7 protein-coding genes are annotated in these 16,166 nt (G+C 62.9%); 5 read left to right on the forward strand and 2 right to left on the reverse strand.

What is annotated here, in order from left to right; all coding sequences use genetic code 11:
• Window positions 1-108 precede the first annotated feature (108 nt).
• On the forward strand, window positions 109-1,623 hold the full coding sequence (locus FJQ89_RS11945) for an AMP nucleosidase (RefSeq protein WP_141170333.1): 1,515 nt from the start codon (window positions 109-111) through the stop codon (window positions 1,621-1,623).
• Window positions 1,624-2,054: 431 nt separating this feature from the next.
• On the forward strand, window positions 2,055-4,577 hold the full coding sequence (locus tag FJQ89_RS11950) for a TonB-dependent receptor (protein WP_141170334.1): 2,523 nt from the start codon (window positions 2,055-2,057) through the stop codon (window positions 4,575-4,577).
• 134 nt (window positions 4,578-4,711) lie between these two features.
• Here FJQ89_RS11950 and FJQ89_RS11955 read toward each other — a convergent pair whose 3' ends face one another.
• Window positions 4,712-5,182, reverse strand: a complete 471-nt coding sequence (locus tag FJQ89_RS11955) for a cyanophycin metabolism-associated DUF1854 family protein (RefSeq protein ID WP_141170335.1) — start codon at window positions 5,180-5,182, stop codon at window positions 4,712-4,714.
• Between the two features lie 2 nt (window positions 5,183-5,184).
• Window positions 5,185-7,455, reverse strand: a complete 2,271-nt coding sequence (locus tag FJQ89_RS11960) for a cyanophycin metabolism-associated ABC transporter (protein WP_141170336.1) — start codon at window positions 7,453-7,455, stop codon at window positions 5,185-5,187.
• A gap of 467 nt (window positions 7,456-7,922) precedes the next feature.
• Here FJQ89_RS11960 and FJQ89_RS11965 point away from each other — a divergent pair, with 467 nt between their 5' ends.
• The 3 genes from FJQ89_RS11965 (at window position 7,923) to FJQ89_RS11975 (ending at window position 16,078) form a co-directional block, all read left to right on the forward strand.
• Window positions 7,923-10,100, forward strand: coding sequence for a cyanophycin synthetase (locus FJQ89_RS11965; RefSeq protein ID WP_141170337.1), 2,178 nt, complete (start codon window positions 7,923-7,925; stop codon window positions 10,098-10,100).
• 57 nt (window positions 10,101-10,157) lie between these two features.
• The gene (gene cphA, locus FJQ89_RS11970) at window positions 10,158-12,728 is read left to right on the forward strand and encodes a cyanophycin synthetase (RefSeq protein WP_141170338.1); all 2,571 of its coding nucleotides are present in this window, start codon (window positions 10,158-10,160) and stop codon (window positions 12,726-12,728) included.
• Between the two features lie 206 nt (window positions 12,729-12,934).
• Window positions 12,935-16,078, forward strand: a complete 3,144-nt coding sequence (locus tag FJQ89_RS11975; protein WP_243136526.1) for an EAL domain-containing protein — start codon at window positions 12,935-12,937, stop codon at window positions 16,076-16,078.
• Window positions 16,079-16,166: the final 88 nt, after the last annotated feature.

Here is a 16,166-nt window from a genome sequence, read left to right on the forward strand (position 1 = left end):
ATTCTATTTGAATTCGTCAAGCGGCCCAGGCAGACAAGAAACGCGTCCAACGCGAGATGCCCCGCTGCCTTACAATGGTATGCACGAACCGCTACAAGGAGAATCCGCTTGCTTACGCCCCCCTTCATCGCCTCCTCCCGCTTCGACGATCCACGCCTGGCGTTGGAACAAGTGCAAGCCATTTACCGCAGCAGCATCGAACACCTGCGCGATGCGCTGCAGCGCTTTGTCGCCGGCGAAGACATGCACGAGCGCGTACGCGCCTGCTACCCCTTCGTGCGCATCCAGACCGACACCGTGGCGCGCGCCGACTCGCCGCTGGCCTACGGCTTTGTCGCCGGTCCCGGCGTATTTGAAACCACCCTGACGCGCCCCGACCTGTTCGGCGACTATTACCTCGACCAGTTCACCCTGCTGCTGAAAAACCATAACAGCGGCCAGAATGTACACCTGGAAGTGGGCGTCAGCGCCCAGCCCATACCCGTGCATTTTTCGTTCGCCGAGCATGACCATATCGAAGGCAATATGGATGCGGGCCGCCGCCTGGCCATGCGCGACCTGTTCGACCTGCCCGACCTGTCGGCCATGGACGACGGCATCGCCAACGGCACGCACGAACCGGCGCATGGCGAAGCGCAGCCGCTGGCCTTGTTCACGGGGCCGCGCGTCGATTACTCGCTGCAGCGCCTGCGCCACTACAGCGGCACCTCGCCGCAGCACTTCCAGAACTTCGTCCTGTTTACCAATTACCAGTTCTACATCGACGAATTCATCCGCCTGGGCCACGCCATGATGGACCGCGCGCCCGACCCGCAAGCACCATCGGACGACGACGGCTACATCGCCTTTGTCGAACCGGGAAACGTGGTCACGCGCCGGGTCGGCCAGACAGTCGAAAGCGAAGATGCGCTGGGCGCCGCGCCGCCGCGCCTGCCGCAGATGCCCGCCTACCACCTGCTGCGCGCCGATGGCAGCGGCATCACCATGGTCAATATCGGCGTCGGTCCCGCCAACGCGAAAACCATCACCGACCATATCGCCGTGCTGCGCCCGCACGCCTGGCTGATGCTCGGCCATTGCGCCGGCTTGCGCACCACGCAAAGCCTGGGCGACTACGTGCTGGCGCATGCATACGTGCGCGAAGACCATGTGCTCGACGAAGACTTGCCGCTGTGGGTACCGATCCCGCCGCTGGCGGAAATCCAGCAGGCGCTGCAAACGGCGGTGGCGGAAATCACCCAGCTGACAGGGCATGATTTAAAACACATCATGCGCACCGGGACGGTGGCCAGCACGGACAACCGCAACTGGGAACTGCTGCCGCAGCGCACACCGGAGCGCCGTTTCAGCCAGAGCCGCGCCATCGCGCTGGACATGGAAAGCGCGACGATCGCCGCCAACGGCTTCCGCTTCCGCGTCCCGTACGGCACCCTGCTGTGCGTGAGCGACAAGCCGCTGCACGGTGAAATCAAGCTGCCCGGCATGGCCAACCACTTCTACCGCGAGCGGGTCGACCAGCACCTGCGCATCGGCATCCGCGCCGTGGAACTGCTGCGCCGCCAGGGCGTGGACCGGCTGCACAGCCGCAAATTGCGCAGCTTTGCGGAAGTGGCGTTTCAGTAAGCGCCGCATTTCCCACGCAAGCCGCCCTCGCCGGGCGGCTTTTTTTTGCCCGGCGCCCAAGCCCGGCAATGTCGCGACCTTGCCGTATATGGCGCAATATCGTCACAAAAAAACAACATATGTCTAGACAGGCAACAGGCAAATGCCGAATTTTCAACGATCATTTTACCCAATGACAAATTTAATTTATTTAACAATTGAAATTTAATATTTTCCTGCTCTCCACAAATAAAATTCATGTCTTTTCATTCTGGCGCGTGCCATGCGCATGCACAAATACCCGGCAGCTCTTGACAGTCAAGATCAAAAAATGGTCTGATGAATTGCAAATTTAAAATACTAAATTTGTAAACATAGTCATTTTGAAAATAATTTCAAATAGCTAAATAAAACCCTAAGGAAACTGAAGTTTCCTAGTTGGAGGATAGACAATGATTGAAAAGACATTAAACAAATCCTTGCGCATGATGTTCGCCGGTACCTTGGCCATGAGCGCAGGTTTCATGCACCAGGCAGCCCAGGCGCAGGAAGCCAAAGCTGACGAAAAATTGCAGCGCGTGGTCGTCACTGGTTCCGCGATCAAGCGCGTGGATGCCGAAACCGCCGCACCGGTGGAAATTTACAGCAAGAAAGATATCGAGCGCACGGGCGCCACCAGCGTCGCCGAACTGGTGCGCAACCTGGCCTCCATCGACATCAATGACCAGGGTGAACTGAGCGCCAGCTCGCCTTCAGGCTCTGGCACCACCAATATCAAGATGCGCGGCTTGAGCGAACGCAACGTGCTGATCCTCTTGAACGGTCGCCGCCTGCCGACCAATGCGCTGGCTGACGGTTCGGGCGCGGGCGCCGCGGTCGACGTCAACGCCATCCCGCTGAGCGCGCTGGAGCGCATTGAAATTCTGAAAGACGGCGGTTCGGCCATTTATGGCGCCGATGCGGTTGCCGGCGTGATGAACTTCATCACCAAAAAGAATTACCAAGGTCTGGAAGCGAAAACCAGCTACGGCCAAAGCTCGCGCTCGGACGCCAAGGAAAAGACCGCCAACCTCGTGTACGGCTACGGCGACTATGACACCCAGGGCTTCAACGTACTGGCAACGGTCGACGTGTTCAAGCGCGACCCGATCTACCGCAAGGACCGCGACCTGACCAGTTCAGCCGACTTCCGCCGCTTTGGCGGCCCGGATGGTCGCAGCGGCTACCATCCTAGCGGCAATATTGCCGGCGGCGGCACTCTGGTGCCGTGCCCACCGGACGATTTGAGTGACGGCACCTGCCGTTTCGACGTCAACAAGACCCTGCTGACATCGACCAACGGCGCCGACCGCGTCAGCGGCATGCTGATTGGCAGCCTGAAAATCAGCGACAGCATCCGCGCGTTCGCGGAATTTACCTATTCCGAAAGCAAGGACGACTTCTCCTCCCAGCCTGCACCAGGCAATTTCAAGGTCGGCAACCAGACCGTTGCTGGCCGCTTCATGCAAATGGGCCCGCGCCAGACCAACCGCAAGGGCACGATGACCCAGTTCTCGACGGGTTTGGAAGGCACGACGCGCGGCATCGACTGGGATGTGGCCATCGGCAAGGGCGTGAGCAAGGCCACCAACCGCGATTCGAACTACGCGCACTACGACCTGTTCAACGAAGCGATCGCCAATGGCAAGATCAACCCGACCCGCACCGACAACCCGCAGGCGGAAGTCGACAAGATTCGCCTCACGCCTTCGCGCGCCGGCAAGTCGGAACTGACCTTCTTTAACGCCAAGGCATCGGCGCCGATCATGGACTTGGCAGGCGGCGCGATGGCTTACGCCGTTGGCGTGTCGTACAACAAGGAAACGCTGAGCGACCAGCCCGACCAGAACCAGATCGATGGCCTGGTCTTCGGCAGTATCCAGCAGGCGGCCGTGAAGGCGGACCGCAATTCCAAGGGCATCTTCGGCGAACTGTCGATTCCTTTCATGAAAAACGTCGAAGCACAAGTCGCCCTGCGCTATGACGACATCTCGAATGTCGGCAGCAAGACCAGCCCGAAGCTGGCCTTGCGCTACCAACCGCTGAACAACCTGATGTTCCGCGGTTCGTATGCGGGCAGTTTCCTGGCGCCTTCGCTGAAACAGATGTACGGCGGCGTCGATGCAGGCGCCTACACGACCAGCGATACGGATATCTGCAAAGCCTTCCCATCGATTGCCGGCAACTGCAAGAACTTCGCCTATTACCAGGTCTCCGGTTCCAACAAGGACTTGCAACCTGAAACGGGCAAGACCTACAACCTCGGTGTGGTATTCTCTCCAGTAAACTCGCTGACAGCCAGCATCGACTTCTTCAAGATCAACAAAAAGAACGAGATCGGCACCCTGACGGAACTCAAGGCGATCGAACTGGGCAACGTGGAAATCAAGAATGGCGACGCGCGCATCCTGCTGAACAACCAGAACCTGGCCACGACCGAAGTGCGCGGTTTCGATACGGACCTGCGCTACACCTCGCCGCAAACGATGTTCGGCAAATTCACACTCCGCAATGCGTCCACTATCTACACCCGCATGGACACCCAGGACACGGTGACGGATCCAGAACAAAGCACGATGAAGACGTTCATGAATCCGAAGTACCGCAACACGTTCACGGCGAGCCTGGAAAAGGACAATATGTCCGGTTCCCTGGTTATCCGCACGACGGGCGATATGATCGACTCGGACTTGCGCCGCGACGAAATCAAACCGGGTACCCGCACGATTCCTTCACACACGGAAGTGGATCTGACGGGCCAGTACGTGGCGATGCAAAACCTGACCTTCACGGCCGGCATCAAGAACCTGTTCGACAAAATGCCGCCGTTTAGCATCATGGGCGCAGGCAACCAGTACGGCACCCTGGGCTTTGCCCAGCTGTACAACGTGCGCGGCCGTTACTTCTACGTCGGTGCAGGCTACAAGTTCATGTAATGTAGCGCAATCCCCGGTGGCCTGAAATGGCCGCCGGTACTGCCCCCGAAAGCCGCATCTTCATGCGGCTTTTTTCATGCCTGGCAGACGAAAAAAAACCGCTGCAGGCAGCGGTTTTCAAGACAGGCAATCGCTTACAGGAAGCGGTCGAGTATCTTCCGCGTCGTCTTGTCGATATTGAACATGTCGCGTATCAAAAAGTGAATGCCGTGGTTATCGGCGATCAGCAGCGACGTGGCGCCGATGCGGCGGATGTCTTCTTCGCCCTTCAGCACGAACTGCGTCTCGCCCCGATCCGTATCGACGTACCAGGTGCAGGGCGTGGCAAAGCTGCTGACGCTTTTCACGCGCGCGATCTCGGGCATGAATTCGCGCCCTTCCAGTTCTTCCTGCAGCAGGCTGCGCGCCGGCTCGGGCAAGGTGTCAAGGCGCTCGATCCACGCCACTTCCTTGCCATTGCCCAGCACCAGCGAAATGCCTTCGTCGGGCGACTGGATGGGGAAGGCGCGCACGGGCGCCACGCCTTCAAAGACCTGGCCGTCTTCGGCCGTCATCACCAGCTTGCCGAAGGTGTCGCGGCTTAATGTAAAAGTTGTACTGGCCATGCTTATTCCTTGTCATCCAGGGCGAGTTCGTTGTTGCGCGCCTGTGCTTCGTAGAGGCGGAAATAGGCGCCCTCTTTCGCCATCAGTTCATCGTGACTGCCCACTTCGACGACCTGGCCGCGATCCAGCACCACCAGGCGATCGGCCCGGTGCAGGGTCGACAGCCTGTGCGCGATGGCGATCGTCGTGCGGCCTTGCACCAGGTTGTCCAGCGCCTTCTGAATTTCTTTTTCCGTTTCCGAATCGACCGACGATGTCGCTTCATCCATGATCAGGATGCGCGGATCGATCAGCAGGGCGCGGGCGATCGAGATGCGCTGGCGTTCGCCGCCGGACAAGCCCTGGCCCCGCTCGCCCACCATCGAATCGTAGCCTTGCGGCAGGCGCAGGATGAATTCGTGCGCATGCGCGGCGCGCGCGGCGGCGATGATCTCCTGGCGCGACGCGTGCGGCTTGCCGTAAGCGATATTTTCCGCGATGGTGCCGAAGAACAGGAACGGCTCCTGCAGCACCAGGCCGATGTTGCGGCGGTAGTCGGACACGGCGAACGAGCGGATATCGACGCCATCGAGCAAAATCGCCCCTTCCGACACGTCATAGAAGCGGCAAATCAGGTTGACCAGCGTACTCTTGCCCGAACCGCTGTGGCCTACCAGGCCGATCATCTCGCCGGCCTTGATATTCAGCGTGATGCCGCGGTTGACGGCCCGGTTGCCATAGCGGAAACCGACTTCGCGCAAATCGATCCTGCCTTCGATCTTCTCCAGTTTCACGGGGTGCGCCGGTTCCGGCACGCTCGACACGTGGTCGAGGATGTCGAAGATGCGCTTGGCGGCGGACGCCGATTTCTGCGTCACGGAAACGATGCGGCTCATGGAATCGAGGCGGCCGTAGAAGCGCGTGCTGTAGGCGATGAAGGCGGTCAGTACGCCGACGGTGATTTCGCCGCGCGACAGTTGCCAGATGCCAAAGCACCAGATGACCAGCAAACCCATCTCCGTCAGGAACGAGACGGTGGGCGAGAACAGCGACCAGACCTTGTTCAACTTGTCGTTGACGGCCAGGTTGTGCGCGTTGGCGTCGCGGAAGCGGGCCGCTTCGCGCTTTTCCTGCGCAAACGCCTTCACCACGCGGATGCCGGGTATCGTATCGGCCAGCACGTTGGTCACTTCGCTCCACACGCGGTCGATCTTTTCAAAACCCGTGCGCAGACGGTCGCGCACCAGGTGGATCATCCAGGCGATGAACGGCAATGGCGCCAGGGTCATGATGGCCAGCCAGGGGTTCATCGACCACAGAATGACGCCCGTCATGATGATCATCAGCACGTCGGAGGCGAAATCGAGCAAATGCAGCGAGAGGAAGACGCAGATGCGGTCACTGCCGCTGCCGATGCGCGACATCAGGTCGCCCGTGCGCTTGCCGCCGAAAAATTCCAGCGACAGCTTCATCAGATGCTCATACGTGGCCGAGCGCAGGTCGGCGCCCATGCGTTCGGACACCAGGGCCAGCACATAGGTCTTGCCCCAGCCCAGCAGCCAGGCCAGCAGGGCCGAACCGAGCAAGCCGCTCATGTAGTACACCACCAGCCACGGATCGATGTGCTTGCCGTTCTGATACGGGATCAGCACATTGTCCATCAGCGGCGCCGTCAGGTAGGGCGGAATCATGTGCGCGGCAGTGGAGAGCAGCATCAGCATGAAACCCAGCGCCAGCTGGCCACGGTAAGGGTGGGCGAAGCGCCACAGGCGGAACAGGGTCCAGGTGGACGGCGGCGTGTACAGCACCTTGGCGCAGATCGGGCATTCTTCCTGCTCCGGCTCCAGCGGCGCCTTGCAACTCGGACACACTTCCTGCTCCGCTTGCAGCACGGGCTGGCCCGTCAGGTGGCTGTCGAGGCGCTCGACGAACTGTTCCAGCACGCGGATCGCATGCAGGTTCTGTCCCAGGGTGAAGCGCCACGAGGCCAGGCGGCCGTGGTCATCGAACAGTTCCAGGTGGCCGACACCGGCGTGGTCGTGGTGCGTCAGGCGCAATCCAGGGCGGAAAGACCAGCTTTTCCAGTCGCTATCGCCCGGTGAACGGGCCAGCAAACGCTTCTCGGTGACAACAATTATGCCTTTTGTGAAACGTAATCGCGCATCGAGGTCAACCTCAACGCTACTTAAAACGTTCTCCCCTGGAGAAAGCTTGCTCTCCACCTCCGCCAGCCAGTGTTCAGGCAGCGAGGTGAGGGGAATAGTTGTTGCAGGAACATTCAGTTCAGTTGTCATCGTAAAGCATACTCCGGCTCGAGGCCAAGCCCTTCAGGGCGGGATTTGGGGGATGGGGCAGACGCCCGATCAATGTTTGTGTACTGCGCGATGGCGAGGTAGATGCACCAGTGGCAATTTCCTGTATTGTATCGAATGGATGCCTGCCAGTAAGGAATGATGGCAAAACGGCGCAAAAAAATGAGCGGCCATCGACCGGCGACAAGTATACAACAGCGCGCTGTTGCGCAAATGCTCCAGCTTGGCCCGGAGTCGGTATCTTTATAACAAGTAAGGCAACATTTAGTAACAATTAGAATCACAACAGCAGCAGAATACGAGAAGCAAACGCGACAAGAGGCCGCTAAAAGTGGCACACTGCGCATACCCGGGATAAAGAACCAAGCACGAGCCTGAAAAGACTCTGTAGAGCCACCATAAAGTATCTGGCGCCCAGACGCCTGGCTTGTTATCAAGAAACCACTTACATGATCAAGAAGAAGAACATCGAATTTGCCCGCGTCACCCACTTGCGCGGCCCCAACATCTGGACGTATCGCCCGGTGATTGAAGCCTGGGTCGACATCGGCGAACTGGAAGACTATCCATCCAATACCCTGCCCGGCCTGTACGAGCGTCTGGTGGCATGGCTGCCGGGCATGATCGAGCACCGCTGCGGCGTGGGCGAACGGGGCGGCTTTTTCGAGCGCCTGCGCGAAGGCACCTGGTCGGCGCACATCCTCGAACACGTGGTGCTGGAATTGCAAAACCTAGCAGGCATGCGCACGGGCTTCGGCCAGACGCGCTCGACCAGCCAGCGCGGCGTCTACAAGATGGCTTTCCGCACGCGTGAAGAGCACGTGGGCCGCGCCGCCCTGGCCGCCGCGCGCGAACTGCTGATGGCCGCCATCAACGATGAAGCCTACGACCTGGAAGCGGCCCTGGCGCCCCTGCGCGACATGGTCGATGCGCGCTGCCTGGGCCCGAGCACGGCCAGCATCGTCGATGCGGCCACCGAGCGCGGCATCCCTTCGCTGCGCCTGAATGACGGCAACCTGGTGCAGCTGGGCCACGGCGCCGCGCAGCGCCGCATCTGGACGGCCGAAACGGACCGCACCAGCGCGATTGCCGAAGGCATCGCCAGCGACAAGGACCTGACCAAATTCCTGCTCAAATCGTGCGGCGTGCGCGTCCCTGAAGGCAGCCTGGTGCGCAGCGCCGAAGCGGCCTGGGAAGAAGCGCAAGACATCGGCGTGCCTGTCGTCGTCAAGCCGTATGACGGTAACCATGGGCGCGGCGTGTCGCTGAACCTGATGACGGAAAGCGACGTCAAGGCTGCCTATGAGCTGGCTGCGCGCAAGGGCGACAGCTCGGCCGTGCTGGTGGAAAGCTTCATCACGGGCGACGAACACCGTCTGCTCGTCGTCGGCAACAAGCTGATCGCGGCGGCCAAGGGCGAATCGCTGTGGGTCGACGGCGATGGCGTCTCCACCGTGCTGGAACTGGTCAACACGCAAATCAATATCGATCCGCGCCGCGGCGAAGGCGAAGATTTTCCATTGGGCACCGTCAAGCCGCACGAATCGGGCGAAATCGTGCTGGAACTGCAGCGCCAGGGCATGACCGCCCTGTCCGTGCCGCAGGCGGGCCAGAAAGTGCTGATCCAGCCGAACGGCAACGTGGCCATCGACGTCACGGACGACGTGCATCCATCCGTTATGCATGCGGCCCTGCTGGCCGCGCGCGTCGTGGGCCTCGATATCGCCGGCATCGACCTGGTCACCACCGACATCACGCGTCCGCTGGAAGAGCAGCGCGGCGCCATCATCGAAGTCAATGCCAGCCCCGGCCTGCTGGCGCACATCAAGCCGGGCGTGGGCCAGAGCCGCCCTGTCGGCGCGGCCATCGTCGACCACCTGTTCGCCGCCGAGGAAACGGGCCGCATTCCGCTGATCGGCGTGACGGGCACGCGCGGCGCCAGCCTGATCGTGCGCATGCTGTGCAAACTGCTCAACCTGTCGGGCCTGCACACGGGCGCCGTCTGCAGCGAAGGCATGTACCTGGACCAGCGCCGCGTAGTCAGCAACGATTGCGTGAACTGGGACGCGGGCCAGCGCCTGCTGCTCAACCGCACCGTGCAGACGGCCCTGTTCGAGAGCAATCCGCGCATGATCCTGGCCGAAGGCCTGGCCTATGACAAGTGCCAGGTCGGCATCGTCACCGACATGGGCAGTGTAGAGAGCGTCAAGGATTTCGACGTGCTCGACGATGCGGGCCTGTACAAGGCCGTGCGCAGCCAGGTCGACGTGGTGGTGCCGACGGGCGTGGCCGTGCTGAACGCGGCCAACGCCCACGTGCTGGAACTGGCCGAGCTGTGCGACGGCACGGTGACCCTGTATGCACAGGATGGCAGCTTGCCGGCCATCGCGGCGCAGCTGGCCGCCGGCCAGCGCGCCGTGTTCGTGCGCGGCAACCACATCGTGCTGGCCGAAGGCGGCATCGAAACGGTCTTGCTGTGCCTGGATCTGCTGAAACCGGCCACGGCCGGCAATGTCGACAGCGTGCTGGCCGTCGCGGCGGCCGCCTGGGCCATGAACCTGCCTGTCGACCTGATCTGCGCGGGTTTACGCACCTTCGACGCGGCCCCCGGCTGCATCGGGAATTAAGACTCAAGCCCGGCTACGGCCGGGCCCACAAGAACACAACAGGATTACGGTTTAATTATGGAAGTATCTCGCGTACGGGCCTTGCGGGGCCCTAACCTCTGGAGCCACGACACCGCCGTGGAAGCCATTGTTTCCTGCACCACGCAGGAACTCGACATCGCCCAGCTGCCCGGCTTCGAAGCCCGCCTGCGCGCGCGCTTTCCGCAACTGAGCCCGCTGCAACCGCTGGGCAATTACAACGCCGCGCCGATGGCGCAGGTGCTGGAACTGGCGGCGCTGGGCCTGCAGGCGCAAGCCGGCTGCCCCGTCACCTTCAGCCGCACCACGCCGACCCTGGAAACGGGCATCTTCCAGGTCGTCGTCGAATACTCGGAAGAAGCCGTCGGCCGCCTGGCCCTGGAACTGGCGCAGCAGCTGTGCCGCGCCGCGCTCGACGACGCGCCGTTCGACCTGGCCGGCGCCCTGCACCAGTTGCAGGAACTCGATGAAGACGTGCGCCTGGGCCCCTCCACCGGCGCCATCGTCAACGCCGCCGTGGCGCGCAACATCCCGTTCCGCCGCCTGACCGAAGGCAGCCTGGTGACGTTCGGCTGGGGCAGCAAGCAACGCAAGATCCAGGCCGCCGAAATGGACGGCACCAGCGCGATTGCCGAAGCCATCGCGCAAGACAAGGAACTGACCAAGAAGCTGCTCGATTCGGCCGGCGTGCCGGTGCCGCACGGCCGTGTCGCCATCGATGCGGACGACGCCTGGGCCGCCGCCTGCGAGATCGGCCTGCCCGTCGTCGTGAAACCGAAGGATGGCAACCAGGGCAAGGGCGTCACCGTCAATGTCACCACGCGCGAACAGCTGACGGCCGGCTTCCTCGCGGCGCAGGAATTCCGCGACGACATCCTCGTCGAGCGCTACCTGCCGGGCCACGATTTCCGTTTGCTCGTCATCGGCAACAAGATGGTGGCAGCGGCCCGCCGCGACCCGCCGCAAGTGGTGGGCGACGGCCAGCACACGGTGCGCGAACTGGTCGACCAGGTCAACCTGGACCCGCGCCGCGGCAGCGGCCACGCCACCTCGCTGACAAAAATCCGCTTCGACGACATCGCCCTGGCCAGCCTGGCAAAGCAGGGCTATGTGGCCGAATCCGTGCCGCCCGTGGGCCAGCGCGTGATTTTGCGCAATAACGCCAACCTGTCGACGGGCGGCTCGGCCACCGACGTCACCGTCGACGTGCACCCGGAAGTGGCGGCGCGCGCCGTCGCCGCCGCGCACATGGTGGGCCTGGACATCTGCGGCGTGGACGTGGTCTCCGAAAGCATACTGAAACCGCTGGAAGAACAGAACGCCGGCATCGTCGAAGTGAACGCCGCACCGGGCCTGCGCATGCACCTGGCGCCGTCGTTCGGCAAGCCGCGCCCCGTGGGCGAAGCCATCATCGCCGCCATGTTCGCCGAGGGCGACGATGGCCGCATCCCCGTCGTCGCCGTGACGGGCACCAACGGCAAGACCACCACCGTGCGCCTGATCGCCCACCTGCTCACCACCTCCGGCCTGCGCACCGGCATGACCAACACCGATGGCGTGTACATCGAAGGGCGCCAGATCGACAGCGGCGACTGCAGCGGTCCGCGCAGCGCGCGCAACGTGCTGCTGCACCCTGACGTGGACGCGGCCGTGTTCGAGACGGCGCGCGGCGGCATGCTGCGCGAAGGCCTGGCCTTCGACCGCTGCCAGGTCGCCGTGGTGACCAACATCGGCGCCGGGGATCACCTGGGCCTGAACTACATCACCACCGTGGAAGACCTCGCGGTACTCAAAAGAGTGATCGTGCAGAACGTGGCCGACAGCGGCGTGGCCGTGCTGAACGCCACCGACCCTGCCGTGGCGCGCATGGCCAAGAATTGCAGCGGCACGGTGACCTTCTTCGCCGCAGACAAGACGCATCCCGTGATGGCCACGCACCGCGCGCAGGGCAACCGCGTGGTGTACGTGGAAGATGGCAATCTGGTCGCCGCACAGGGTAAGGAACGCCACGAAATCGCCCTGTCGCAAGTGCCGATCACGCGCAATGGCGCCATCGGCTTCCAGGTCGACAACGTCATGGCATCGCTGGCCGCCGCCTGGGCCGTGGGCCTGGACTGGAAAACCATTGCGCTGGGCCTGAAAACCTTTGCCAATGAAGCCGACAATGCGCCCGGTCGCTTCAATGTATTCGACTACAAGGGTGCCACCCTGATCGCCGACTACGGCCACAATCCGGACGCCATCCTGGCGCTGGTGCAGGCCGTCGAAAGCATGCCGGCCAAGCGCCGTTCGGTGGTCATCAGCGGTGCCGGCGACCGCCGCGACGAAGACATCCGCCAGCAGACGGAAATCCTCGGCGCCGCCTTCGACGACGTACTTCTGTACCAGGACCAGTGCCAGCGCGGCCGCGCCGATGGCGAAGTCGTGGCGCTGCTGCGCCAGGGCTTGAACGGCGCCAAGCGCACCAGCCATATCGATGAAATCAACGGCGAATTCGTCGCCATCGACAAGGCCCTGGCGCGCCTGAACGAAGGCGATCTGTGCCTGATCCTGATCGACCAGGTGGAAGAAGCGCTGGCGCACATCGCCAGGCGCGTCGCCGAAGCGTAAACGCAGCCTGACGGCATACGAGGGCGGCCTGCGGGCCGCCCTTTTTCATTGCCACCGCTTTTCCGCACCAGCATGGGGCACGCACGGCCCAAAATGCCCCGCATCGACCTTATCAGCCTGTAAATTCAGGCATGAAAATTGCTCATAAGAAAACATAAATGAGCTGACGAGAAGGTGGGGCACGCATGGTGGGCAGAATCTCGCGCATGATCGGAAAATTGACGGTGGGGCGCAAACTGGCGCTGATCTATCTGCTCGACCTGTCCGCCGTCATCTTCATTTCCGGCATCCTCATCAACGAAAAATACATCGCCATCGATTTCTCGCGCAAGGAGATGGCGGGCAATGCCTACATCGCCGCCATCCGCGATGCGCTGCTGCCGCTGACGCGCAGCACGGCGCAAGTGGACGCGCAAGCCGCCGCCATCGAGCAAGCCGAGCGCCAGTTCGGCGCAGGCATGCGCAGCGCGCAATTGAGCGGGGAATTCGCCACCCTGTTGCGCCAGGCCGGCGGCACGCCAGCGGCACATGACGGCATGGCGCCCTCGCCCGCCTTTGTGGCCGGACGCGAACTGCTTACACGCGTGGGCAACCAGTCGAACCTGATCCTCGACCCGGACCTGGACAGCTACTACACCATGTCGCTGGTGATCCTGCGCTTTCCCGAACTGCTGGAAGTGATCAACAGCACGCGCGACCTGGCCCTGCAGCTGGCGACAGCCGAAGGCGCGCAGCGCCAGCGCCTGCAGACCCAGTTCCTGATCCTGGAAGGGCGCATGGACGCCACCATGGGCGGCATCGGCAGCGACTACACGGAGGCGTTCGCGGCCAGCACGCCACTGCTGCGCCGGCACCTGGACGGCTCGCGCGCGACCCTGCAGCAAGCCGTGGCGCAGTTTCGCGCCAGCACACAGGCGCTGGCCGGCACGCCAGCCCATGCCGATGGCAACGCCGCGCTGCTGCGGCACGATGCGGCGGCCGTCGCGGCCCTGCAGCGTGCCTGGCGCGCGGCGGAAAACGAATTGCACCGCCTGATCCAGTTGCGCGTGGACGGCTTTTTCACGCGCATGTGGCTGCACCTGGGCACGGCCGTGCTGCTGCTGGTGATGATATTGGGCCTGGTGTTTTTCGTCGCGCGGCAGATCGCCCTGCCCATCCGCCGCCTGGCGCGCGTGGCGCAGGAAGTGCGCGAAACGGGCGACCATAGCCTGCGCGCCGTCTGGGACAGCGAGGATGAAACGGGGCGCCTGGTCAGCGCCTTCAATACCATGCTGCAGCAGCTCGACTTCCAGCGCATGGCGCAGCAGGACCTGGTGGCGCGCGCCAGCGCGGCCGACGCGCAGCGCCAGCTGGTCGACGCCATTCCCATCCCGCTGATGGTTACCTCGATCCCGCATCACCAGGTACTGCACGCGAACCAGGCCGCGCACGCCTGGCAGGGCAGCCTGGAGCTGGATCCCTGGGTGGGCGGCATGAGTCCGCAAGCCCGTTCGCGCTTCTTCCAGCGCTTGAGCGACCTGGGCGCAGTCGATGAATTCGAGGTGTGCTGGAGCGGCGGCGGCACGCCCACCTGGGCCTTGATTTCCGCGCGCCTGATCGACTACCAGGGCCAGCGCGCGGTGCTGTCGACCTTCACGCCGATCAACAAGATGAAGCTGATGGAGTCGCGCCTGGAACTGTGGGCCAAGGTCTTCGAGGCATCGGCGGAAAGCCTGATCGTGATGGATGCCGACATGCGCATCATCACCGTCAACCAGGCCTTCCGCCGCCATTCGCTGTACGACATGGTGGAGCTGATCGGCAAGCGACCGGCCTTCCTGCTCGCGCCGGACAACAGTCCCGAGCAGCTCGACAGCCTGCGCCAGACCCTGGCGCGGCGCGGCTACTGGCAGGGAGAAATCTCGGTGCAGCGCAAGTCGATGGAAAGCTATCCCGCCTGGCTGGTGATGAACGCCGTGCGCGACCTCGATGGCGTCACCACGCATTTCATCGCCAGCTCGCTCGACATCAGCGAACGCAAGGCCAGCGAGCGGCAGATCGAGCACATGGCCCACCACGATGCGCTCACGGGCCTGGCGAACCGCCACGTGTCGAAACTGCGCCTGGCGGCCGCCATCGCGCAGGCGCGCCGCAGCGGCGAAAAAGTCGGCGTGCTGTTCGTCGACCTGGACCGCTTCAAGCACGTCAACGACGCGCTGGGCCACCATGTGGGCGACGCGCTGCTGCAATCGGTCTCAAAGCGCCTGCTGCAGCTGGTGCGCGAAGGCGACACCGTCTGCCGCCTGGGCGGCGATGAATTCGTCGTCATCCTCAACGGCATCGGCGACGCAGAAGCCATCGGCGCGCTGCTCGACACGCGATTGATACCGGCCATGCGCCAGCCGCACCAGGTGGAAGGCAGCGCGCTGTATGTCTCGTGCAGCGTGGGCGTGGCCATCTATCCGGATCACGGCGACGACATGGATACCCTGATGCGCCACGCCGATGCGGCCATGTACCAGGCCAAGAGCGGCGGGCGCGATAATGCGCGCATGTTCACGCCGCAGATGCAGGAGCAGCAGTTGCAGCAGCTGCACCTGGAAAGCGACCTGCGCCACGCCATCGAGCGGCAGGAACTGGTGCTGTACTACCAGCCGCGCGTCGATGCGCAAAGCAGCCGCCTGAATGGCGTGGAAAGCCTGATCCGCTGGCAGCACCCGCAGCACGGCCTGATCGCGCCCGACAGCTTCATTCCCGCTGCCGAGGAATCGGGCCTGATCGTCTCCATCGGCGCATGGGTCATCCGCGAAGCGTGCCGCCAGCAGCTGGCCTGGCGCGAGGCGGGCGCGGGCGACATCGCCGTGTCGATCAACCTGTCGGCCATCCAGTTGAAAAGCGGTACCCTGGTGGCCACCTTGCGCGAGGTGCTGCGCGAGTTTCCCGTCACGCCGGGACAAATCGAATTCGAACTGACCGAATCGATCCTGATGGACAATGTGGACGACACCATCGCCACCCTGCACGCCATCAAGGCGCTGGGGTTTGCGCTGTCGATCGACGATTTCGGCACCGGCTATTCGAGCCTGAACTACCTGTGCCGCTTCCCGCTCGACAAGCTGAAAATAGACATGAGCTTCGTGCAGGACATCCACGGTTCGCCGCAAAACCTGGCCGTGACGAAAACCATCATCGGCCTGGGCCATACCCTGGGCTTGACGGTCACCGCCGAAGGCGTGGAAAGCGCGGCCGATGCCGACGTGCTGCGCCACGCCGGCTGCGATGAGTTGCAAGGGTATTACTTTGCCCGCCCCATGCCGCAGGCGCACTTCATGGCCTGGCTGGCGCACAGCGACGCGCGCTGCGCCGCCTGACTCCTCCGGTGCAGCACGCGCCGGATTCGACAACGCGCAGTGCGCCGCCAGGGTGCATGAATGCTGCAGGGATACCGGAATCGGTATT

It is taken from the genome of Janthinobacterium tructae, assembly GCF_006517255.1.
GTDB classification, from domain to species: domain Bacteria; phylum Pseudomonadota; class Gammaproteobacteria; order Burkholderiales; family Burkholderiaceae_D; genus Janthinobacterium; species Janthinobacterium tructae.

Excerpts from the sequence above, each read along its gene's own strand:
- cphA (WP_141170338.1), top strand. The coding sequence starts at position 10,158 with ATGGAAGTATCTCGCGTACGGGCCTTGCGGGGCCCTAACCTCTGGAGC.
- FJQ89_RS11955 (WP_141170335.1), bottom strand. The coding sequence starts at position 5,182 with ATGGCCAGTACAACTTTTACATTAAGCCGCGACACCTTCGGCAAGCTG.
- FJQ89_RS11950 (WP_141170334.1), top strand. The coding sequence starts at position 2,055 with ATGATTGAAAAGACATTAAACAAATCCTTGCGCATGATGTTCGCCGGT.
- FJQ89_RS11965 (WP_141170337.1), top strand. The coding sequence starts at position 7,923 with ATGATCAAGAAGAAGAACATCGAATTTGCCCGCGTCACCCACTTGCGC.
- FJQ89_RS11975 (WP_243136526.1), top strand. The coding sequence starts at position 12,935 with ATGATCGGAAAATTGACGGTGGGGCGCAAACTGGCGCTGATCTATCTG.
- FJQ89_RS11960 (WP_141170336.1), bottom strand. The coding sequence starts at position 7,455 with ATGACAACTGAACTGAATGTTCCTGCAACAACTATTCCCCTCACCTCG.